Here is a 21,192-nt window from a genome sequence, read left to right as displayed (position 1 = left end):
GCAGTACATCATCACGGGAGTAAGGAAATGGCAGCCAAGGACGTGAAGTTCTCGGCCGATGCCCGCGCGCGCCTGCTGCGGGGCGTCGACATCCTGGCGGACGCTGTCAAGGTCACGCTGGGTCCCAAGGGTCGCAACGTTGTCATCGAGAAAAGCTTCGGCGCGCCCCGCATCACCAAGGACGGCGTGACCGTCGCCAAGGAAATCGAGCTGGCCGACAAGTTCGAGAACATGGGCGCGCAGATGTTGCGCGAGGTGGCGGCCAAGCAGAACGACCTGGCGGGTGATGGCACCACCACCGCCACCGTGCTGGCCCAGGCCATTGTGCGCGAGGGTGCCAAGGCTGTGGCGGCCGGCATGAACCCCATGGACCTGCGGCGTGGCATCGACCTGGCCGTAGACGCGGTGGTGACGGAGCTGAAGGGCAAGGCCAAGAAGATCACCACCGATGCCGAGATCGCCCAGGTGGGCACCATCTCCGCAAACGGCGAGGCCGAGATTGGCGAGATGATCGCCAAGGCCATGGAGAAGGTGGGTCACGAAGGCGTGATCACGGTGGAGGAGGCCAAGAGCTTCGACACCGAGTTGGACATCGTCGAGGGCATGCAGTTCGACCGGGGCTATGTCTCGCCCTATTTCGTGACCAACGCCGACAAGATGACGGTGGAACTGGAGGACCCCTACATCCTCATCCACGAAAAGAAGCTGTCGGGCCTGCAAGCCCTGCTGCCGGTGCTGGAGCGGGTGGTGCAGAGCGGCCGGCCGCTGCTGATCATTTCCGAGGATGTGGAGGGCGAGGCCCTGGCGACCCTGGTGGTGAACAAGCTGCGCGGCGGCCTGCGGGTGGCGGCGGTGAAGGCGCCGGGCTTTGGTGATCGCCGCAAGGCCATGCTGGAGGACATCGCCATCCTCACCAGCGGACAGGTCATCTCCGAAGACCTGGGCATCAAGCTCGACACTGTCACCATCGACATGCTGGGCCGGGCCAAGAAGGTGGTCATCGGCAAGGACAACACCACCATTGTTGAAGGCGCCGGCGCCAAGGACGCCATCCAGGCGCGGTGCGCGCAGATCCGGGCGCAGATCGAGGAAACCACCTCGGACTATGACCGTGAGAAGCTGCAGGAGCGTCTGGCGAAGCTCGCGGGCGGTGTTGCCGTCATCCGTGTCGGCGGCGCCACCGAGGTCGACGTGAAGGAACGCAAGGACCGTGTCGACGACGCCATGCACGCCACCCGTGCGGCGGTGGAGGAAGGGATTCTGCCGGGTGGCGGCGTAGCCCTGGCCCGCGCAGCCAAGGTGCTGGAGGGCCTGAAGCCGTCCAACGACGACCAGCGCATGGGCGTGGATATCATCCGCAAGGCGCTGCAGGCGCCGGTGCGGCAGATCGCGGCCAACGCTGGCTATGACGGTTCGGTCGTGGTCGGCAAGGTCGCTGAGAACGGGGACTACAACTGGGGTTTCGACGCCCAGGCCGGCCAGTACCGCGACCTCGTGGCCGCCGGCATCATCGACCCTGCCAAGGTGGTTCGCACCGCCTTGCAGGACGCGGCCTCCGTCGCCGGCCTGCTGATCACCACCGAGGCCATGGTGGCGCAGATCCCGGAAAAGAAGCCCGCCGCCACCCCGTCCCCAGCTGAATTCGACTAAGTATCTGCGCATAAATACAATAGAAGCTGGATAATGTGCACTGCGCCACGGCGGTATTATCCGCCGTGGCCCCTCTATATTCCTTAAATTTCTGTTCTTTGTTGAGGGAAGCCAAAATAAATAGTTGATTTATCTGCCACAGCATTTTAGATTATATGCGCTGGATGCCGATGGCGGATCCGGCCTGAACCGGCCCCGGGCAGGTTCCCGGTGCCGCTCGTACCTCGTTGCTCACTGGAGGACATGGCTATGAGCGCTTTTGATTTCTCTCCCTTGTTCCGTTCCGGCGTCGGGTTTGACCGCTTGGCCTCGGTGCTGGAACACCTGTCCACCGCCACGCCGGCGGACAGCTACCCGCCCTATGACATCCTGAAGACCGGCGAGAACGCCTATCGCATCGTCATCGCCCTGGCTGGCTGGTCCATCGAGGAACTGGCCCTGACCGCCCACCCCAACCTGCTGATCGTGCAAGGCCGCAAGGCGGGGGAGGAAAAGGCGCACTACTTGCACCACGGTTTGCCGTTCCGCTCCTTCGAGCGCCGGTTCGAGTTGGCGGACTTTGTCTTTGTCGACCGGGCCTCGCTGGAAAATGGCTTGCTGACCATAGACCTGAAGCGCGAGTTGCCGGAGGCGATGAAGCCGCGCCGTATTGAAATCGCCGCAGCCGGCGCGGGGCCGCTCCTGGAACAGCGGCCGGCCGATGAAAAGGAAAAGAAGGCCGCCTGAGGCGAATGATGAAGGGAGCCGCTGCCGGTCCTGCGGGGGACCCAACGGGACCGGCGGCCCGTACCGTGATGCCTCTGGGCGGACTCCACGCCCAGAGACGTGACGGTTGGCAGCAATCCCGGTTCTCTGCTGCTAATTACTTGATTTATAATTTAAATATTGACCTCCGCCGGTTGTGTGGTGTCACAATTCCCTTCCTTCGTCCCAAGGATTGGGGGATGCCATGACTGACTTGGAAAAGCAACTTCTGGGCTGGCGGCTGACCACGGCCGAGATCGTGTATCGCATGCCCGACCATCCGGGCTTGCTGCAGGCCTATGTCTGGCAGGAACTGGACATGGCTCCACGTTTTCCCCAACTGCGTCGTTTCCTCGATTTCTGGGAGGCGCGGCTGGACGGCCGTATTCATCGCGTCCGGGTCGTGTCGGCCGCCTTGGTTCAGCCCGCCGAAATCCGCCACGGCCATGACGCGGGCTGGTTGCACTGATTTCGGCTGATCCTGATTCGGGGCGGGTCAGGTGCCCCAGGTCCGTCCCAATGTTAATTCCATGCCCGCGAGGGGCAGGGTAAATTCGAAGATGGCGCCTCCTTGCCGCGCGTTGTGCGCGGTAAGCGCGCCGCCCAAGGCCTCGATGGCCGACTGGCAGATCTGTAGCCCCATGCCCATGCCCCCGACTTTGGTGGTGAAGAAGGGCTTGAATATTTTCGACAGCGCTTCGGCGGTGATGCCGGGGCCCGTATCGGCCACCGATACCCGGACGAATCCCTTATCCATGGCTTGCGCCGTCACCGTGACGCTTCGTGCCCGCGGCGGGGTGTCGGCCATGGCATCCAGGCTGTTCATGATTAGGTTCACCAGCACCTGCTGCAGTTCAACGCGATCGGCGACCACCGGCGGCAGGTCGGGCGGGCAGGTGATGACCAGCAGCGTTTCATGAACGATCAGGTCACGTTCCAGCAGGCTGCGGGTTTCAGATAAGAGTTTGGCCAAATTCAGCGGCGCGATCTCCCGCGTGCCTTTGACCAGCTGGTCCCGCGTCCGCCGCACGATGTCGGCCAGACGCTGACCATTGATTTGCATCCGCTGCAGGACCCGCAGCGCCGCGTCGGTATCGGGCGGCGTGGCTTGCAGCCGGCGCACACCCGTTCCGGCATCGGTCAGGATGGCGGCGATCGGCTGGTTCAGTTCATGCGCCAGCGAGGTGGACAGGGCATCCACCGTGGCGATGCGGTTGGATCTGGCGAGTTCCGCTTGGGCCGCCAGACGCATGGCCTCGATCCGTTCCCGTTCCGTCAAGTCGACATGACTGGACATCTGCACGGTTTCGCTCACTAGACGTACGCGGTACAGCACGGGGATGCGCCGGTCGTCCTTGCCGATCAGCACCGTGCTGCCCGCGATGTTCCTCCAGCCATTGAAGGCGGCTTCCAACTGGTGGGTCAGCACCTGCAGCGCGTTTTCGGCGTTTTGTCGCGGCGGCTTGGCGGCCAGTTCCTCCCTGTCCTCATATCCCAGCAACTGCGCCAGGGCGTCATTCACCTCGACCGTCCTGATGGCATTGACGCACCGCTCCAGGAACTCCGGGTGTGCGGCGACATAGGCGCGGAAATCGGTGATGCCCTGGGCCTTCAGTCCATCCAGCAAGGTCTTGGCTTCGCCAATGTCCTGTTCGCAGAAGCTGATGGTGCTGACCTCGAACAGGCGGCGGTACCGGGCTCCGCTGAGGGTCAGGTCGCGGGCGTGGGTGTCCAGCCGCTGTTCCAACGCGACGTTGCACTGGCGGAGATTGTCCAGCTCCCGGCCGCTTTCCGTCAGCGCCGCGCGGGTGACGTTCAGTTTCCGCCGGCTGACCAACAGGGCGGCGCTGACGGTGGCCAGCAGGATCAACGCTGCGAGGACAGTCAACTCCCCGGTCAGATCGCTCATTTGGGTGTGCCGACTATCCCGTTTCTCGAAGAAAAAACCGCCGTTGACCTTGATCAGCGCGCATCGGATGAAGCCCTGGGACTGGACGTTTGGCAAGCGCATCCCGCCCGCGCGGGCGATATGTGTACCGTTTCGTGCAAATCCTGCCACCCAGGACAAGCCCCCGGACCTGACTGGGCGGAAAGTGCGGCCGGCCCACGAGGCCGCCTCCTACCGATCCGGAGCCAACGACATGTCCGACGCCACCAGCCGCAAGCCGAACCCGCTGTATGCCGACCCGGAAAACCCCGTGCTTCCCGCCACCCCGGTGACCCTGGACCTGCGCCGGGCGGCCCTGGTCGTCACCGATCCGCAGATCGACTTCTTGAGCCCGCACGGTGCCGCCTGGGGCGCCTTTGGCGAGAACATCACCGAGATCGGCACCGTGCCCAACCTGGGCCGGCTGATGGCCGCCGCCAAGGCGGTAGACCTGCCCGTCGTGATTTCCCCGCATTATTATTACCCGCATGATCACCACTGGGACTTCGCGGCGCCGGGCGAGGCGCTGATGCACAAGATGCGCATGTTCGACCGGCGCGATCCCCTGTCATTGGAGGGCTTCGCGGGGTCCGGTGCCGACTGGATGCCGGAATACAAATCCCTGATCGAGGATGGGCGGACCATCGTCTGTTCCCCGCACAAGATCGCGGGGCCGCAGACCAACGACGTGTTGTTCCAGTTGCGCAAGCATCGGGTGGACCAGGTCATCCTGGCGGGCATGGCTGCGAACTTCTGCGTGGAATCCCATTTGCGGGACTTTGTGGAGCATGGCTTCGAGGTCGTGGTGGTGCGGGATGCGACGGCCGCCAGCAAGGTGCCGGAGGGCGACGGCTATCTGGCGGCCTTGACCAACTTCAGATGGCTGGCCAGCGGCTTGTGGACCACGGACGAGACCATCGCCCGCCTGAACGCGGCCCAAGCGGCGGTGTGACCCGGCGTGTGGATGTCCGCCGATTGCTCATGTCGGCGGACATCCGCAGCCAATACCGGGAGTGATGGGGTCGGCTTCGGATGCGGCCGCCTCATTCGGGGCCTTTACGGCCTAGCACCAGCCCTGGTGCCAGAAAGCCGAAGCTGCCGAAGCGCCAGATCTGATCCCCGATGCTGCGCGAAATGACGGTTGCGATGCCGGCTTCGCGCGCTAACCGCGCATAATCGGACAAATGCCGGATATCGCTGATCACCAGACGGCCGTCCGGTGCGAGAACGCGGGCGATTTCGCGGATCGCGCGGGCGCGATCCGCAGCCTCATAGAGGTTGTGGATGGCCGCTGATGAGATGGCGACATCGAAGCTGTTGTCCGGGAAGGGGATCTCCCGCATGTCGGCGCTGCGGCATTCGACGCGGCCGGAGACGCCTTCGCGCGCGGCGTTCATGATGACCGCGCCGGGGCCATTGCCGGAAAGGTCCTCCGCCTGCCAGATGTCGATACCGACCACATGGCCCCGCGGCACGCGGCGGGCCGCCGCGACGGTGAACAAGCCGCGCCCGCAGCCGATATCGATCACCCGCTCGTCACCGCGCCAGTCGATGCGGTCGAGGATGATCTCACGCTCCCGGATCTTGCCGCGGGCGCTCGACCAGATCATGGCGATCGCGCCGGCGCCCATCGACAAGGTGGGCCAGATGAGGCCATTGACGTGGATCGGTAGAATCCCGATGAGGTCTAGCGCGAACAGCGCCCCGCAGAAAAACGAGCCCAGCAACAAATTGCGGACGACGGGCGGCGCGTCGAGACCATAGGGAAAGAGCCGATCCATGCTTTCCTCCGCTGCTGCCTGGGAACTATCAGGAATTGACAATTCAGTCACAACATAGCGCAAGTGGGGTTTCCGTCCAGCACCTACTGTGTCCGCAAGCCCCGCCAGCCATCGCCCGGAATTACGAAAGGCCCAAATATTTATTTCCATAATTATGATTATCGGTTTTCTGTTTGTAGGCGCAAAGTTAAACTGTCAGACCAGAGCAAAGTAGAAGTGTCAGTCTCCTGGTTGGGTGGTGCCGGCTGGGAGGTTGGTGATGGGCTGGGTGGTGATGAGCGATCGGGAAGTTCGGCGGGTGGAGGTTCTTGGGGATGTGGTTGGCGGCCGTCTGACGGCGTCGTCCGCTGCGGTTGTTCTGGGCTTGAGCGAGCGGCAGGTATGGCGCTTGCTGCGGCGGTATCGGGATGGTGGCGGCGGCGCGTTGGTGCACCAGGCGCGCGGTCGCCCGTCGAACCATCGTCTGGATGGTGGGGTTCGGGAGCTGGCGCTGGAACTGGTGCAGCGGCATTACGGGGATTTTGGTCCGACGCTGGCGGCGGAGAAGCTGGCGGAGCGTCATGGGCTGGAGGTGTCGCGGGAGACGCTGCGGGGTTGGATGGCGTCGGCTGGGCTGTGGCGGTCACGAGCGCAGCGGCGGCAGTTCCACCGCCCTCGCCTGCGGCGGGAATGCCTGGGGGAGCTGATACAGATCGATGGCAGTGAGCACCGGTGGTTTGAGGACCGTGCTGGGCCGTGCAGCTTGCTTGTGTTCATCGATGACGCGACGGGTCGGCTGATGCAGTTGCGGTTTGTGGCGTCGGAGAGCGCGTTCAGCTACTTCGCGGCGTTGGAGGGGTACCTGGTTCGGCATGGTCGGCCGTTGGCGTTTTATTCCGACAAGCACACGGTTTTCCGGGTGGCGAAGACGGAGGCGCGGACAGGTCAGGGCCTGACGCAGTTCGGGCGGGCCATGGCGGAACTGGGGATTGAGGTTTTGTGCGCGAACTCCAGCCAGGCGAAGGGCCGGGTTGAGCGGGTGAACCGGACGCTGCAGGATCGGCTGGTGAAGGAGCTGCGGCTTGCCGGGATCAGCGATATGGCGGTTGGCAACGCTTTCCTGGAAGGGTTCATGGAACGCTTCAATGCCCAGTTTGCCGTGGTCCCTGCCCGGCCGGAGGATTTGCACCGGCCGCTGGGGGCTTTGGCTGAGCGGTTGGGGGACATCCTGTGCTGGCGGGAGCGGCGATATGTGGGGCGGCAGCTGACGCTGTCGTATGAGCGCCGGCGGGTGATGCTGGAAGAGACGGCGGTGACGCGGGGGTTGGTGGGGCAGTATGTGGACAGCTACGCCTTTGCCGACGGCCGGGTGGAGTTCCGCTGGCAGGGCGTTGCCCTGCCCTACACCGAGTTCGACAAGAGCCAGCGGGTGAGCCTGGGGGCGGTGGTTGAGAACAAGCGGCTGTCGGCGGTTCTGGCAGAGATTAAGACGATGCAGGACACCAGGCTTGCGCCCCAGGTGCAGACCCACAGCGAGCGCATCGGTTACGCCAAGACGGGGGGAAAGCCGGGTCGCAAGAGGGGCTCGACGTCGCTGCGTGTTGGGGGTGGCCGGTCCGCTGCGCCTTCGGCTCCGCTCCCCGCCCACCCCCAGCACTGACAGTTCTACTTTGCGGGACACCCTGACACTTCTATCCGGTTGAAACACCGTTTGTAGGCGGGGGTGGACTCAAAAACGAAGTGCGACTTTCCAACGTTCTCAGTGAGTTGGACAGGAGGTCGCAGATGGGGTCTCACTACTCTCACCTGGATTTGTCGGAACGTCGGCTGATTGAAGCCGGTCTTGCTGCCGGTCTCTCGGTTGCGGCCCTGGCCTCGACGCTGGGTCGGCACCGGTCGACGGTCTATCGGGAGATTGCGCGTCACTTCTACCACACGGCGGAGCGAGACCGCTGGGGCCATGGCTATCGTGGCTACTATTGCGTGGCGGCGCATCGGGCGGCGGGCCGTCGGCGGTATGGCTGTGCCAAGCTGGCCCGTAATCCGGCGCTTCTGGCCCACGTGCTGTCGAAGCTTCGTGCGGGCTGGTCGCCGGAACAGATCGCTGGGCGGCTGAAGGTGGAGCCGGAGGCTGTCGGCTGTGTTTCTCATGAGACCATCTACAGGTATGTTTACAGTGCCGAAGGCCGGCGCGACGGTCTGTTTGCCCTTCTAGCGATGGCCAGGCATCGCCGACGCCGACTGCGGGGCCGCAAGCCCCGCCAGGGTGCGATCCCGCCGGAGCGTTGGATTACCGCCCGGCCTGCCAGCGTGGCGGATCGCAGTGAGTTCGGCCATTGGGAATGCGACCTGGTTCTGTTTGCCAGGGCATTCGGTAAAGCCAACGTGACTTCTTTGCAGGAGCGCCAGAGCCGCTATCTCATCCTGCAAGCCAATGAGGATCGCCGGGCTGGGCCGTTGGCGGCCAGTCTATCGGCTCTCCTGACGTCCCTGCCCGCGCCCGCCCGGCAAACCATCACCTTTGATCGCGGTACCGAGTTCATGGGCTATCGGGCTGTTCCTGCGGACTGTTACTTCTGCGATCCGCACAGTCCTTGGCAGAAGGGCGGCGTGGAGAACGCCAACGGCCGGGTCCGGCGACATCTGCCGCTCGACAGCGCGCCGGGGGATCGATCCCCCGGCGCGCTGTCGGCTCTGTGCGAGCGCCTCAATGCGACGCCTCGCCGATGCCTTAACTACCGAACGCCAGCGGAGGTCTTCCACGCCAAGCTCGCGGAACTTGGGGCGGTTGGTTAGGATGAAAAAGCCATGTCGCACTTCGACTTGAGCCCACCCGCAAAGTTAAACTGTCAGTCTTCCGGTTGGATGGTGCCGGCCGGAATGTCGGCCCCCCTAGCGCTAAATAGCTTCCCGGTTCCAGGCGTTCTTCCGCATTGTCGTTGGCGGTGCCACCTGGGCTGGTGCCCATGGGGTGGCGGTGGGAGAATGCTGGTGGTTCGTCGACAGTCTGATCCCCCCGTCCCCGCCAACGCCCATCGCGGGTCCATGGTGGTCGCGGCACTTTCCACCGTGGTGGAATGGTATGACTTCACCCTGTACCTTTACTTCGCTCCGGTGTTGGCCCGCCTCTTTTTTGGTGGTCAGCCAGCTTCGCTGATCACCGCCCTGGCCGGGTTCGCCATCGCTTATCTGTTGCGCCCGCTGGGCGCTGTGGTCTTCGGGCATGTCGGGGACCGCGTCGGGCGCCGCCCCATGATGCTGCTGTCCATGGCGCTGATGAGCTTCGCCATGTTGGCCACCGCCTTGTTGCCGACCTTCGACAGCATCGGTATCGCGGCGGGAGGGCTGCTTTTGCTGCTCCGCTGCGTCATGAGTTTCTCGGTTGGCGGAGAATATACCGGCGTGGTGGCCTATTTGATGGAGGGGGCCGATCCGCGGCGGCGGGGGTTGGTCACATCCTGCGCGTCTGCGGCCAGCGAGGTCGGCGGCCTGTTGGCCGTGGGTGTTTCCGCCTTGACCGTCCACGGACTGTCCCCGGCGGCATTGACGTCCTGGGGCTGGCGCATCCCTTTCCTCGTCGGCGCGGCCTTGGCTGGACTTGTTTGGGTCGCCCGGTCCACCATGCGGGAATCCCCGGACTTCGAGCGCCAACAGGCGTCGGGTGCCGTGCCGGCCCGGCCGTTGCGTCATGCCCTGGCGCATCACCGGGCGGGGATTTTCCGCTCTTTCGCGATTTCTGCGCTGGGCTCCATCACCTATTACGTCGGCATCACCTATGTGCCCGCCTTCCTGACCTCAGCGGGATCGTTGAGTGAAGGCGCGGCGCTCTGGCTGTCCACCGTCGCGGCCGGGGTGGTGATCGCGGTCACGCCTCTGGTCGGGACCTTGTCGGACCGTGTGGGCCGCAAGCCCGTCCTGATCGGCCTGGCCCTCGCCAGCGCCCTGTTGCCCCTGCCCCTGTTCTGGCTGATGTCGGGCAACTCCACCGTACAAGCCTTATGCGGGGCGGTGTTGCTGGCGGCGGTCGCGGGGAGCGTCAGCGCGGTCGGCGCGGTGGCGACGGCGGAGCAGTTTCCCGGCGAAGGTCGGCTGACGGGCCTGGCGCTGGGGGCTACCGGGGCCACCGCCCTGTTTGGCGGACTGACCCCGTTCCTGGCCCAGGCCCTGCTGACCGCCACCGGGTGGGCGCTGGTGCCCGGCGCCATGATCGCCCTGGTGGCGCTCGTGGTGCTGCCGGTCATCGCACGCGCGCCCGAGACGAGGCCCCGCCGATCCTGAGCACTGGATCGACCGATCATCCCAAAGGTGTCCGTTCATGGTGACGTCGGTGCCGTCACATAGGTGAAGCGTTCCGTTGGCGATTGCGCCCGCCACCGCTCCAACGCGCCGCGCATGTCGTCGCGGCCGGCTTGCCAACGTTCGGCGATGGACCGCGCGGAGAAATTCAGGCTCTTGCCGGCTTTCTCGTGAGTGGGGGCACGGTGGGCGACGTGGACCAGGGTCAAGCTGCCGGGAAGGCCGGCACGGCGGCGCACATCATACTCCCGGCGCAGCGTGGCCAACGATCGCTGGGCATGGCTGGCGCATTGCAGGTCCTGGCAGCGCGCCAGCGTCCCCGCCATGTCCGAGGGCGCGGGGCCGCCGATGGCGAAAAGCTCGCTGGCGAAGCACAGCAGGTCGCCCTCCGCCTTCTCCAAAATCGGCCTGTCCAACGGCATGTTGTTGCGGTGGACCAGGTCGCACAGCAGATGTTCGCCAACCTTGATGGGCGGGAACAGGGGCATGGCCGCCGTGCTGGCCAGCAAATGGTCCCAGGTCAGCGGCGTCGTGGTGCTGTCGAAATACACCTCCTCCCCCGTCGTGACGTCGAGGCACCCCACCGTCAGCCGGATGGCGCCGCCCTGAAGACGATCCATATCCACAAGGCCCCGCAGCGTCGCCGCCATCGGGCGGTGGTCCAGCAACGCCATGTCGTTCGGCAGGGCCGGTAGGATGGTCAGCAGGCCGGGAAAGCGCGGCGTGAAGAAGCCCGGCTTGCCGGCCAGCAGCGAGCGCAGCGCGTGCGCCTCGTTTTCATGGTCGCGCCACCATGGCACGACGCCCCAGGGCCAATCGTCCGCCCAGGCCGGCACCCCCCAGGATAGGTCACGGTCGCAGGCCAGTTCCCAGTAACGCCGCAGCCGCGGCAGCCGATGCTCCGGCGCGTTGCCGGCGATCAAGGCGCCGGTGATGGCGCCGATGGAGGCGCCGACGATCCAGTCCGGCTGGATGTCGGCTTCGCACAGGGCTTCGTAAACCCCGCCGTGATACGCGCCCAGCGCGTTGCCGCCACCCAGGACAAGGACAGTCGTGTCCACCATGGTCTCACCCACCACTTGAAAAAAAAGACCACGCCGGCGCGGGTGGCCGGCGTGGCAAAGTTGGGCGGGAGGGGTGTCGTCGGGGGTTCCCGCCTCAGCGACGTCAGGCGTCGGCCAGATCCTCGATGACCTGGCCGGAGCCCAGTTCCGCACCCGTGATGGGGTCGCTCTCCGGATTGGACATGGTGCGCGCCATCAGGGCCTCGGCGGCCTGCTGCTGCGCTTCGGTCAAGGTGACCGAGGGCAACCCGGCGCCGCCGTCCAAGGGAAGGCTGCCCGCCACGTCGTCCAGCCGTTGCCACCTGCCGCCGGCGTTCCACGGACCCTCGGCGTCCCCCTCGCCTTGCGAGGTATTGACGTAGAGGTCGGCGAATTCCGGCTTGCCGGGCAACTTGCCGGGCGGGAAGTTCGGCTCGATGGCGTACAGCGCCTTCTCGAACGATTTCTGGTGCGCGATCTCCCGGGTCATCAGGAAGGTCAGCGCGTCCTTGATGCCGGTGTCGTCGGTGATGTTGATCAGGCGCTCATAGACGATCTTGGCGCGGCTTTCCGCCGCGATGTTGGACCGCAGATCACAGGTGGGGTCGCCAATGCTGTCGATATAGGCCGCCGTCCAGGGAACGCCGGATGAATTGGTCAATGACGGGCCACCGCCATACAGCAGTGATTGGGTATGGCTGTCACCGCCCTGGTTAAGAGCGGCGTAGAGATCCGCCTCCGCCATGTTGGCCTCGGCCAGGTCGCCCTTGATGCCTTTGTTGAGCATGGCGACGATGCTGCCAATGATCTCCAGATGGCTCAGTTCCTCGGTCGCGATATCGAACAGCATGTCCTTGCGGCCCGGGTCTGTTTCGCCCAGCGCCTGCGTGAAATAGCGCATGGCCGCGGCCAGTTCGCCCTGTGGTCCGCCGAACTGTTCCAGCATGAAGCTGGCCAGGACGGGGTTGGGCTCCGACACGCGGACCGTGTATTGCAGGCGCTTGTTATGCATGAACATCGTCGTCCTCCTGATGGTGTCGCCAAATGAACATCCTGTCGCTCTCGCGGAACTAAAGGCCGCATGTCTGGTATTGTTCCAGGTATTTAAGATTATGGCGGAGCTTAAGCTCCGCTTGACTTGGTATTTTGCGTCTCCGTCACAGATAAATTTAATAATTCACGCGTTTGATTGGCTTTCAGGGAACCGCTTCTGACGTGGCGGCTTGTTTGCGCGGCGCCTCGACGCGGTTTTCACCCGACGCGGTTTTCAGCGATGGCGGGCGTCGACCCTCAAGCAAGGAGCATTGGCCATGGCCACGAACGAGGAACATCTGGTTGATTGGCTGCGCGATGCCCACGCCATGGAGCAGCAGGCGGAAACGATGATGACCGCCCTGTGTGAGCGCATTGAGAACTACCCGCCCGTGCGGGACAGGTTGCAGCAGCACATCGCCGAAACCCGCACCCAGGCCCAGCGCCTGGAACGCTGCCTGGAGCGCATCGGGGGCGACACCTCGGCCATCAAGGACCTCGCCGGCCGGGCCACAGCTTTCGGCCAGGGGTTGAGCGGCATGTTCGTGGATGACGAAATCGTCAAAGGCGCTTTGGCCAGCTACGCTTTCGAGAATATGGAGATTGCCTCCTACACCATCCTGATTGCCGCCGCCGAGGCGGTCGGTGATGCCGAAACCCGCGATTTGTGTGAACAGAGCCTTCAGGAGGAAAAGGCCATGGCGGCCTGGCTGGTGGAGCACCTGCCCGCCCTGACCAAGAAGTTCCTCGCACGCGACGAGGTGCTGGAGGAAGGCGGCAAGCGGTAGCGCTGCGGCAGGATCGACCCCAGGGCGGCGGCCATGCAGTGACGAAGGCACCGATCGTGACATGGCCGCCGCCAGCCGGCATTGGCCCTTTTGGAATAGGCATGCAGGGATAAAGCAAATTGCCGGCTTTTATTTTATATGCGGTATACTAGATGCATCTTTATTGGCCAAACAGTTCAATCAGAGCCTCTTCTAATCAAAGGCTCTGGGCCATCCCGCACCCGCAAATGGGTGCCATCAAACCCCTGCCCTTCGCCCTAACCATGATGGGCCATGAAGATGAGCAGGATGGGGCATATGTTTTCGCACTGTGAGGACATCGGTGAGTACTCAAGATCCGGTTCACGGAGACCTGGTTGGCGCTGAACAGCGCTTCCAGCTTCTCGTGGATGGCATTAGCGACTATGCCATCTACATGCTGGACCCGAATGGTTTCGTGAGCAGTTGGAACGCTGGCGCAGAGCGGTTCAAGGGCTATGAAACGAACGAGATCCTGGGCCAGCACTTCTCCCTCTTCTACACCGAGGACGACCGCAAGGCCGGCGTGCCCGAGCGGGCATTGGCCATCGCCGGGGCTGACGGCCGGTTCGAGGCGGAGGGATGGCGTGTCCGCAAGGATGGCACCCGCTTCTGGGCCAGCGTGGTGATTGAAGCGGTGCGGGACGCCGCCGGGGATTTGGTGGGGTTCGCCAAGATCACGCGGGACATCTCGGAACGGCGCCTGGCGCGGCAGGCGCTGCATGACAGTGAGCAGCGGTTCCGCCTGCTGGTCCAGGGGGTCACCGACTATGCCATCTACATGCTGGATCCCACGGGGCATGTGACCAACTGGAACACCGGCGCGCAGCGCATCAAGGGCTACAGCCGCGAGGAAATCATCGGCGAACACTTCTCGCGCTTTTATACCGAGGAGGATCGCGCCGACAACCTGCCGGGCCGGGCGCTGGCCATCGCCGAGGCCGAGGGCCGCTTTGAGCGCGAGGGGTGGCGCGTGCGCAAGGACGGTTCCCGCTTCTGGGCCCATGTCATTATCGACCCCATCCGCGACCCGGCGGGCAAGCTGATCGGGTTCGCCAAGATCACCCGCGACATCACCGAGCGCCGGGAATGGGAGGAACGCCTGCGCCATTCCCAGAAGATGGAAGCCATCGGCCAGTTGACCGGGGGCTTGGCCCATGACTTCAACAACCTGCTTCAGGCCATATCCGGTTGCCTGGAGATGTTGGCGCGCAACCCGATGGACCCGTCACGCCGCCATCGTCTGCTGGAAGGGGGACTGCAGGCGGTGGATCGCGGCCGGACCCTGATCCAGCAACTCATGACCTTTTCCCGCCAGCGGCCCATGGACCTGGAGGCGGTCGACCTGGGTGACGTCCTGCCCGGCTGCCTTGGCCTGATCCGGCAGGTGGTGCGTGGCGATATCGAGGTGAAGGCGACGCTGCCCGCCGATCTGTGGCCGGTGGAAACCGATCCGGTGCAGTTGGAGGTCGCACTGCTGAACCTGGCGGCCAACGCCAGGGACGCCATGCCGAACGGCGGCACCTTGACCTTGGGCGTCCGCAATGTTCCGGATGCGGGTCGTCGGGGGGATATGGTGGAAATAGAGGTGGGCGATACGGGCATGGGCATGGCGCCCGAGGTGGCCAGCCGCGCCTTTGATCCCTTTTTCACGACGAAGCCCTTGGGCAAGGGCACGGGCCTGGGCCTCTCTCAGGTCTACGGTTTTGCCCGCCAGTCCGGGGGAGAGGCCCGGCTGAGTAGCCGTCCGGGCAAGGGCACCACGGTATCGTTGTCGCTGCCCCGCACCACCCGGGCGGCACAGCGGCCTTCGGAGGCCGCGCGAACCGAACCGCAAGGCGGCAGCGCGCGCATCCTGATGGCGGAGGACGATGCTGTCCTCGGGCCAGTGATCACCACCGCGCTGGAGGAACTGGGCTATTGCGTGACTCATGTCGGCAGCGGTCAGGAGGCGCTGGACCTGATGGACCGCGGTGGCGCCTACGACCTGGTGTTCAGCGACATCGTGATGCCGGGTGCGGTGAATGGCTTGACCCTGGCCCGTGAAATCCGTCGGCGCCATCCGGATCTGCCGGTTATCCTGTCCACCGGCTACAGCGAGGAACCTGCGGTGCAGCAGGGCTTTCCCGTACTCGCCAAGCCCTACCGCATCGAGGATCTTACCCGCGCCATCAAGGAGGCGCTGGCGCACCCCGCCCAGCCCTGATCGTCGGGGGCTTACTCGGCCGCTGACAGTCCTTCCGCCTGCAAGCGCCACATGCGGGCGAACAGGCCGCCCCGGCGGCGCAAGTCCGCCGCGGTTCCGTCCTCCACGATGCGGCCGTCCTGCATGACCAGGATGCGGTCGAAGGCGGCGACGGTGGACAACCGATGCGCCACGGCGATGACCGTGCGGTTGGCCATGCGCTTCACCAGGGAACGTTGGATTTTCAATTCTGACTCCGTGTCCAGGGCCGATGTCGCCTCGTCCAGGATCAGGATGGGGGAATCTTTCAGGAAGGCGCGGGCGATGCCGATGCGCTGCCGCTGCCCGCCCGACAGCTTGGTGCCGCGTTCGCCCACCAGCGTCCCGTACCCGTCCGGCAGGGAGAGGATGAAGTCGTGGCAGTTGGCGGCGCGGGCGGCTGCGTGGATTTCCTCCTCCGTCGCGTCGGGGCGACCGAAGCGGATGTTCTCCAGGATCGTCCGGTGGAACAGCGTGATCTCCTGCGGCACCACGGCCAGCGCCGCGCGCAGATCGTCCTGGCGGATGGCGGCCACGGCGTGGTTGCTGATTAGCAGTTCGCCGTCCTGGACATCGTAGAGGCGCTGCAACAGGGCGACCAGCGTCGATTTGCCGGCGCCGGACGGCCCCACCACCGCGACCTTTTGACCGGCGGGGATGCGCACTGTCAGGTCCTGCAACGTCTCCGCCCGGGAAGGGGGGCGGGGTGCGCCGTCCCCCTCGCTTTCCGACGGTGTCTGCGAGATGCCATAGGTGAAGGCGACGCCCCGCAACTCCACCGAGCCGGGATCGGCCCAGGGGTCGAAGGCCACGCTGGCCGGGTCGTCCGCGATCGTGGGCCGCAGCCCGATGACGCGGAGGGTATCCTCGATATGGCCGACGTGTTGGACCACGTCGACCAAGGCCAGGGCCAGATCGCGCGCGCCATGCAGGATGCGGAAGGTCAGCGCGCTGACGATCACCACGTCGCCCGTGGTCACGCCCTTTTGGCCCCAGCGGAACAGCACCCAGCACAGCATGGCGCCGGCCATGAGCCACAACACCATGTCATACAGCATCCGGGTTTTTTCCATGTGCATCCAGCTGGACTGCTGCACTGCCGCCTCGTCCCGGAAACTGGCGGCCAGTCGGTCATATTCCCGTCGGCGGGCGGAAAACGCCTTCACCGCCCACATGTTGGAAATGACGTCGGTCAAGGCGCCCGCCACCTCACCGGCGCGGGCGGCATAGGCGCGGTGTAGGGGCTGCCCCCCCTGGCCGAACAGGATCAAGCCCGTGGTGACGGCCACGACGAACACGGCCAGGGCCGCCGCCATGCGCCAGTCGATGGTGGAGAACACCACCACCGCGCCCAGGAAATCCACGCACGGCGGCGCCACCCGCCAGATGACGGTGTTGCACAGCGCGCCGAAATTGCCGGCGGTCGCGGTGATGCGCTGACCCAGCGAGCCCGCCAGGTTTTCCGTGAAATAGCGCATGGGCAGGCTGCTGAGGTGGGCGAACAGATCCAGGCGCATGTGGACGCCGACCCCGATGGTGGTGCGGCAGCCCAGCCAGCCGGTCAACCGCCAGAGGACGCTTTCGGCCCCGATCAGGCCGATGAACAAGGCGAGCGAGCGCCACACCCCGGCCGTGACGCCACCACCCTCTGGCTGGCCGGCGGCCATCGTGTCGATCAACAGCTTCATGGCGTACTGTACCGCCACGGCACAGGACGCGGCGGCGGTCACCAGCAGGGCCAGGCCCAGAAAGTGCCCTTCCCACTCACGCAGGTAATGGCGGATGAAACGCCACGGCGCCGTCAGGTGCGGCGGCAGATCGGCGTCGGCCTCGGCCGGTGGCTTAGCCATGGCTTAAAATCCCCTTCGCTGCCCCCCAGGCGCTATCGGCCCGAGGCACCGGCGTCGCCTGGGACAGGCGCATCCGTTGCGCCAGAAGCTCTTCGAACAGCGGGCGATGAAGGCCGCAGCGACCATCGGCATCGCGCGTGGTCAGCAGCCCCACGTCGCAGGGCCGGTCGTTGTCCCACCCCGGATAATCCAGCACGGGATAAAGGCAGACGCCATGAACGGGGACACCCAGGGCCTGCGCCTGGCGCACCTCCGCGGTGACGTAATGCAGCCAGGCCGCCCGGGCGCTGCCCTCCGCCCCGGTTTCCGAGACGACCATGGGCCGGCCGTAGCGGCCATGGAACTCCACCAGCAATTCATGCAAGGGGCGGTAATCGTGGCGCCCGAAGGGGATGGTGGCGCCGCCCAGATACCACTGGTTATGGGGATAGAAGTTCACGCCGACGATGTCCAGATAGCCGGCCCCCCCGCCCAGATCCGGCCGCAGGCGGCCGCTCAGCATGTCGTAGGCCTGGAACTGCGACAGGTGGTAGCTCTGCGCCGCCGCCTGCTCCTCCGCCGCCGGCGCCCCGGCGGCGACGTTGATGGCGGGCTCGGCATAGACGAACCGGGCCCGGGGATCGACCGCCCGCACCGCATCCACCGCCGCGATGGCGGCCTGGACCAGCAGGCATTTGAGGCGATCGCCCTCGCCATTCCCGAACGGGTTCATGTAGCCCATGTCCCCGCCGGCCCACGCCAGGAAAGAGATCTCGTTCATCGGGCAGAAGACGGGCGCCGTATCGCTTTCAGCGCCGATAAGCCGGGCCGTGGCGGCGGCGAAGCGGGCGAAGCGACCGACGAAGTCCGGCGACCAGATATCCAGCCCGTCGGGCCAGCCGTAATGGCACAGATCCCAAACCACCTGCATGCCGGTCACCCGTGCCGCTCGGACCATGGGCAGCAGACTGGACCAGTCGAACCGGCCGGGGATGGCTTCTATCCGATGCCAGCGCACCCCCTCCCGCACGGTGTGAATGCCGGCGGCGGCCAGCAATCGATAGTCCGCTTCGGCATGCCGGTCGTGGCCGGTGGCGGAAAGCAGGTCCAAGCGGCGCCCGTCCGTACGGCGATGGGTCGAACATTCAAAGCCGCCCCAAAAGAAGCTTTGGAACAGATCCCGATCCTGCACGTCATCCAGCACGTCCATGTCAGCCCCAAGGTTGCCGCGGTTCAGCCGGGGTAATCCCCGAGAGGCCGGTAAGTTCAATCCCAAAAGGCGTTTTTAGCGGAAGGCATTTTCAGGGGCGGGAGCATTGGCAGGGCGCTCCGGAACTTTCACTCCCTTCTGCACTTACCCCCCAGAGCCCCCGACGGCGCCCTCGCCTCTGGATCAACCCTCCCCACCAGCGCAGCCCCGGAAACCCGGCGGCAGGAGTAATGCCATGCAAGACGCAAGGGCACTCAGCCCATGCCTTGACTCGATCATGCCCGACCCGGCGCATCCGGCCGACCTGGTCTGCTTTTCTCATTTGCGGTGGGATTTCGTGCGCCAGCGCCCGCAGCACCTGCTGAGCCGGGCCGCCAAGCAGTATCGCGTGTTGTTTGTCGAGGAACCGGTTTTCGTGGCGCCCGATGGCGATGGCGCCGCTTCGCCCCGGCTGGACATCTCGCCGCGTCCGGACGGCGTTTTAGTGGTCGTGCCGTTGCTGCCGCAGGGCCTGGAGGGCGATGCCCTGAGCTTCCATCTCAGCCAGTTGATCCATGCGCTGCTGGCCGGTCGGGACCCCTCGTGTCGCGTGCTGTGGTATTACACGCCCGCCGCGGTGGACTTCAGCGCCGATCTTCCGGCCGCCGTCACGGTCTACGACAACATGGATGAGTTGTCCGCCTTCCTGGGCGCCTCACCCCGGCTGTTGGCGCAGGAGAACGCCCTGTTCGCCAAGGCGGATCTGGTCTTCACCGGGGGCATGAGCCTGTATGCCGCCAAGCGCCACCGCCATCACAGCGTTCATCCCTTCCCGTCCAGCATCGACGCCGCGCACTTCGCCCGGGCCCGGAGTCATGACGGGGACGAGCCGGCGGACCAGGCCGATATTTCCCATCCGCGCGTCGGCTTCTTCGGTGTGATCGATGAGCGCATGAACCGAGATCTGGTGGGGGAACTGGCCGACCTGCGCCCCGACTGGCAGTTCATTATCCTGGGACCCGTGGTCAAGATCGACCCCGCCGGCCTGCCCCGGCGGCCCAACCTGCATTGGCTGGGCCCCAAGAGCTATGACGCGCTGCCCGGCTATCTGGCCGGCTGGGACGCGGGATTCATGCCCTTCGCCTTGAATGAGGCCACGCGCTTCATCAGCCCGACCAAGACGCCCGAGTTCCTGGCGGCGGGGGTGCCGGTGGTTTCCACGCCCATTACCGACGTGGTGACGCCCTACGGCGCCAAGGATCTGGTCAAGATCGCGGACAACGCCCTCGACATGGCCCGGCAGCTGGACGGATTGCTGACGCAGCCGCGGGATCTGTGGCAAGCGGCGGTAAAACGTCAACTTTCCTTGTCATCTTGGGACAGGACCTGGGCCGCCATGCGGGGACTGATCCAAGGGGTCGCCGGGGCCAAGGCCCAGGGGCGGGCCGCGTCCCCTGCCCAGCCGACCCGGCGTGGCGTGGTGGCAAGCGCTGTCGCGGAGCCCGCCCATGTTTGATTGGCTGATCGTTGGCGCCGGCTTCGCCGGCAGCGTGCTGGCCGAGCGCCTGGCGAGCCAGCGCGACGAGCGTGTGCTGCTGATCGACCGGCGGCCACACGTCGCGGGCAATGCCTATGACCGCCACACCACCGACGGCCTGCTGATCCATGAATACGGGCCGCACATCTTCCACACCAACAACGCTCAGGTTGTCGACTATCTTTCCGCCTTCACCGATTGGCGGGACTACAGCCACCGCGTGCTGGCGTCGGTGGATGGCAAGCTGGTACCCATCCCCATCAACCGCACCACCCTCAACATCCTCTACGGCCTGTCCCTCACCAACGATGAGGAGGCCGCCGCCTTCCTGCGGGCCAGGGCGGAACCGGTGGCGCCCATCCAGACGTCGGAGGATGTGGTGGTCAGCGCCGTGGGGCGGGAACTGTATGAGAAGTTCTTCCGCGGCTACACCCGCAAGCAATGGGGCCTGGACCCCAGCCAGTTGGACAAGTCCGTTACCGCCCGCGTGCCCACCCGCACCAACACTGACGACCGCTACTTCACCGACAGCTTCCAGGCCATGCCGCGCGACGGATACACGCGCCTGTTCGAACGCATGCTGCGCCATCCCAACATCAAGATCATGCTGCAGACGGATTACGCCGACATCCAGGACGTGGTTCCTTACAAGCGCCTGATCTACACCGGGCAGATCGATGAGTTCTTCGGCTATTGCCACGGCCCCCTGCCCTATCGGTCGCTGCGGTTTGATCATGTGACCGTGGACCGGCCCTGGCACCAGCCGGCGGCGGTGGTGAACCATCCCCAGGACCAGGCCTATACCCGGGTGACGGAGTACAAGCACCTGACCGGTCAGGACCATCCCAAGACGGCCCTGACCTACGAGTACCCGAGCGATGTGGGCGACCCCTACTATCCCGTCCCGAGACCGGAGAACCAGGCGCTTTACAAGCGGTACGAGGCCATGGCCGACGCGACGCCCGATACTTGGTTCGTCGGCCGCCTGGCGACATATCGGTATTACAACATGGACCAGGTGGTGGCCCAGGCCCTGGCCACGTTCCGGCGGATCGAGGAGCGGCTGCCACGCGGGCGGGGGGCATCGGCCGCTGTGCTGGAATTGGCGGGTGGTGGTTAAAGGTGGCGCGCGGGCTTGACAATCATCCCCATCGC

General features: G+C 65.2%; 17 protein-coding genes. 11 read left to right on the top strand and 6 right to left on the bottom strand.

Annotated features, from left to right (window positions below):
• Positions 1-27 precede the first annotated feature (27 nt).
• From groL to UCD39_RS26900, 3 genes are all read left to right on the top strand, one after another.
• Positions 28-1,650, top strand: a complete 1,623-nt coding sequence (gene groL / locus UCD39_RS26910) for a chaperonin GroEL (RefSeq protein ID WP_330498689.1) — start codon at positions 28-30, stop codon at positions 1,648-1,650.
• A 249-nt stretch (positions 1,651-1,899) separates the two neighbouring features.
• On the top strand, positions 1,900-2,376 hold the full coding sequence (locus tag UCD39_RS26905) for an Hsp20 family protein (protein ID WP_330498688.1): 477 nt from the start codon (positions 1,900-1,902) through the stop codon (positions 2,374-2,376).
• A 223-nt stretch (positions 2,377-2,599) separates the two neighbouring features.
• Positions 2,600-2,863 carry an usg protein gene (locus UCD39_RS26900; RefSeq protein ID WP_330498687.1) on the top strand — a complete coding sequence of 88 codons (264 nt, stop codon included), beginning with the start codon at positions 2,600-2,602 and terminating at the stop codon, positions 2,861-2,863.
• A 27-nt stretch (positions 2,864-2,890) separates the two neighbouring features.
• Here the strand turns inward: UCD39_RS26900 and UCD39_RS26895 are convergent, their stop codons facing one another.
• Complete coding sequence (locus UCD39_RS26895) at positions 2,891-4,303, bottom strand: sensor histidine kinase (RefSeq protein ID WP_330498686.1); 1,413 nt, start codon at positions 4,301-4,303, stop codon at positions 2,891-2,893.
• Between the two features lie 232 nt (positions 4,304-4,535).
• Here UCD39_RS26895 and UCD39_RS26890 point away from each other — a divergent pair, with 232 nt between their 5' ends.
• Positions 4,536-5,273 (top strand): cysteine hydrolase family protein, encoded by a 738-nt coding sequence (locus UCD39_RS26890; protein ID WP_330498685.1) that lies wholly within the window; start codon positions 4,536-4,538, stop codon positions 5,271-5,273.
• Between the two features lie 91 nt (positions 5,274-5,364).
• Here UCD39_RS26890 and UCD39_RS26885 read toward each other — a convergent pair whose 3' ends face one another.
• Entirely contained in the window at positions 5,365-6,102 is a 738-nt protein-coding gene (locus tag UCD39_RS26885) for a class I SAM-dependent methyltransferase (protein WP_330498684.1), read from the bottom strand.
• Positions 6,103-6,361: 259 nt separating this feature from the next.
• Between UCD39_RS26885 and UCD39_RS26880 the strand changes: the two genes are divergently transcribed.
• The 3 genes from UCD39_RS26880 (at position 6,362) to UCD39_RS26870 (ending at position 10,359) form a co-directional block, all read left to right on the top strand.
• Complete coding sequence (locus tag UCD39_RS26880) at positions 6,362-7,741, top strand: ISNCY family transposase (protein WP_442943531.1); 1,380 nt, start codon at positions 6,362-6,364, stop codon at positions 7,739-7,741.
• Between the two features lie 125 nt (positions 7,742-7,866).
• The gene (locus tag UCD39_RS26875; protein WP_330498683.1) at positions 7,867-8,877 is read left to right on the top strand and encodes an IS30 family transposase; all 1,011 of its coding nucleotides are present in this window, start codon (positions 7,867-7,869) and stop codon (positions 8,875-8,877) included.
• 189 nt (positions 8,878-9,066) lie between these two features.
• Positions 9,067-10,359 (top strand): MFS transporter, encoded by a 1,293-nt coding sequence (locus tag UCD39_RS26870; protein ID WP_330498682.1) that lies wholly within the window; start codon positions 9,067-9,069, stop codon positions 10,357-10,359.
• A gap of 35 nt (positions 10,360-10,394) precedes the next feature.
• Here the strand turns inward: UCD39_RS26870 and UCD39_RS26865 are convergent, their stop codons facing one another.
• On the bottom strand, positions 10,395-11,441 hold the full coding sequence (locus tag UCD39_RS26865) for a patatin-like phospholipase family protein (protein WP_330498681.1): 1,047 nt from the start codon (positions 11,439-11,441) through the stop codon (positions 10,395-10,397).
• A gap of 103 nt (positions 11,442-11,544) precedes the next feature.
• Positions 11,545-12,438, bottom strand: a complete 894-nt coding sequence (locus UCD39_RS26860; protein WP_330498680.1) for a manganese catalase family protein — start codon at positions 12,436-12,438, stop codon at positions 11,545-11,547.
• A 292-nt stretch (positions 12,439-12,730) separates the two neighbouring features.
• On the opposite strand from UCD39_RS26860, the gene UCD39_RS26855 reads away from it, so the two are divergent.
• On the top strand, positions 12,731-13,240 hold the full coding sequence (locus UCD39_RS26855) for a ferritin-like domain-containing protein (protein ID WP_330498679.1): 510 nt from the start codon (positions 12,731-12,733) through the stop codon (positions 13,238-13,240).
• Positions 13,241-13,562: 322 nt separating this feature from the next.
• Positions 13,563-15,464 (top strand): hybrid sensor histidine kinase/response regulator, encoded by a 1,902-nt coding sequence (locus UCD39_RS26850; RefSeq protein WP_330498678.1) that lies wholly within the window; start codon positions 13,563-13,565, stop codon positions 15,462-15,464.
• 11 nt (positions 15,465-15,475) lie between these two features.
• Here the strand turns inward: UCD39_RS26850 and UCD39_RS26845 are convergent, their stop codons facing one another.
• Both UCD39_RS26845 and UCD39_RS26840 read right to left on the bottom strand, forming a co-directional pair.
• Positions 15,476-17,332: an ABC transporter ATP-binding protein gene (locus tag UCD39_RS26845; RefSeq protein ID WP_330498677.1), complete on the bottom strand. Its 1,857-nt coding sequence runs from the start codon at positions 17,330-17,332 to the stop codon at positions 15,476-15,478.
• The gene (locus UCD39_RS26840; RefSeq protein ID WP_330498676.1) at positions 17,325-18,521 is read right to left on the bottom strand and encodes a beta-glucosidase; all 1,197 of its coding nucleotides are present in this window, start codon (positions 18,519-18,521) and stop codon (positions 17,325-17,327) included. The genes UCD39_RS26845 and UCD39_RS26840 overlap by 8 nt, the downstream gene beginning before the upstream one ends.
• A gap of 277 nt (positions 18,522-18,798) precedes the next feature.
• Between UCD39_RS26840 and UCD39_RS26835 the strand changes: the two genes are divergently transcribed.
• Both UCD39_RS26835 and glf read left to right on the top strand, forming a co-directional pair.
• Complete coding sequence (locus UCD39_RS26835) at positions 18,799-20,016, top strand: glycosyltransferase family 1 protein (protein WP_330498675.1); 1,218 nt, start codon at positions 18,799-18,801, stop codon at positions 20,014-20,016.
• Positions 20,009-21,157, top strand: a complete 1,149-nt coding sequence (gene glf / locus UCD39_RS26830) for a UDP-galactopyranose mutase (protein WP_330498674.1) — start codon at positions 20,009-20,011, stop codon at positions 21,155-21,157. The genes UCD39_RS26835 and glf overlap by 8 nt, the downstream gene beginning before the upstream one ends.
• Positions 21,158-21,192: the final 35 nt, after the last annotated feature.

Origin of the sequence: Nitrospirillum karajorum, assembly GCF_036348415.1 — a bacterium.
GTDB classification, from domain to species: Bacteria; Pseudomonadota; Alphaproteobacteria; order Azospirillales; family Azospirillaceae; genus Nitrospirillum; species Nitrospirillum amazonense_B.
The sequence above is the reverse complement of the archived record's forward strand: the minus strand, read 5'-3'. Positions and strand labels throughout refer to the sequence as shown.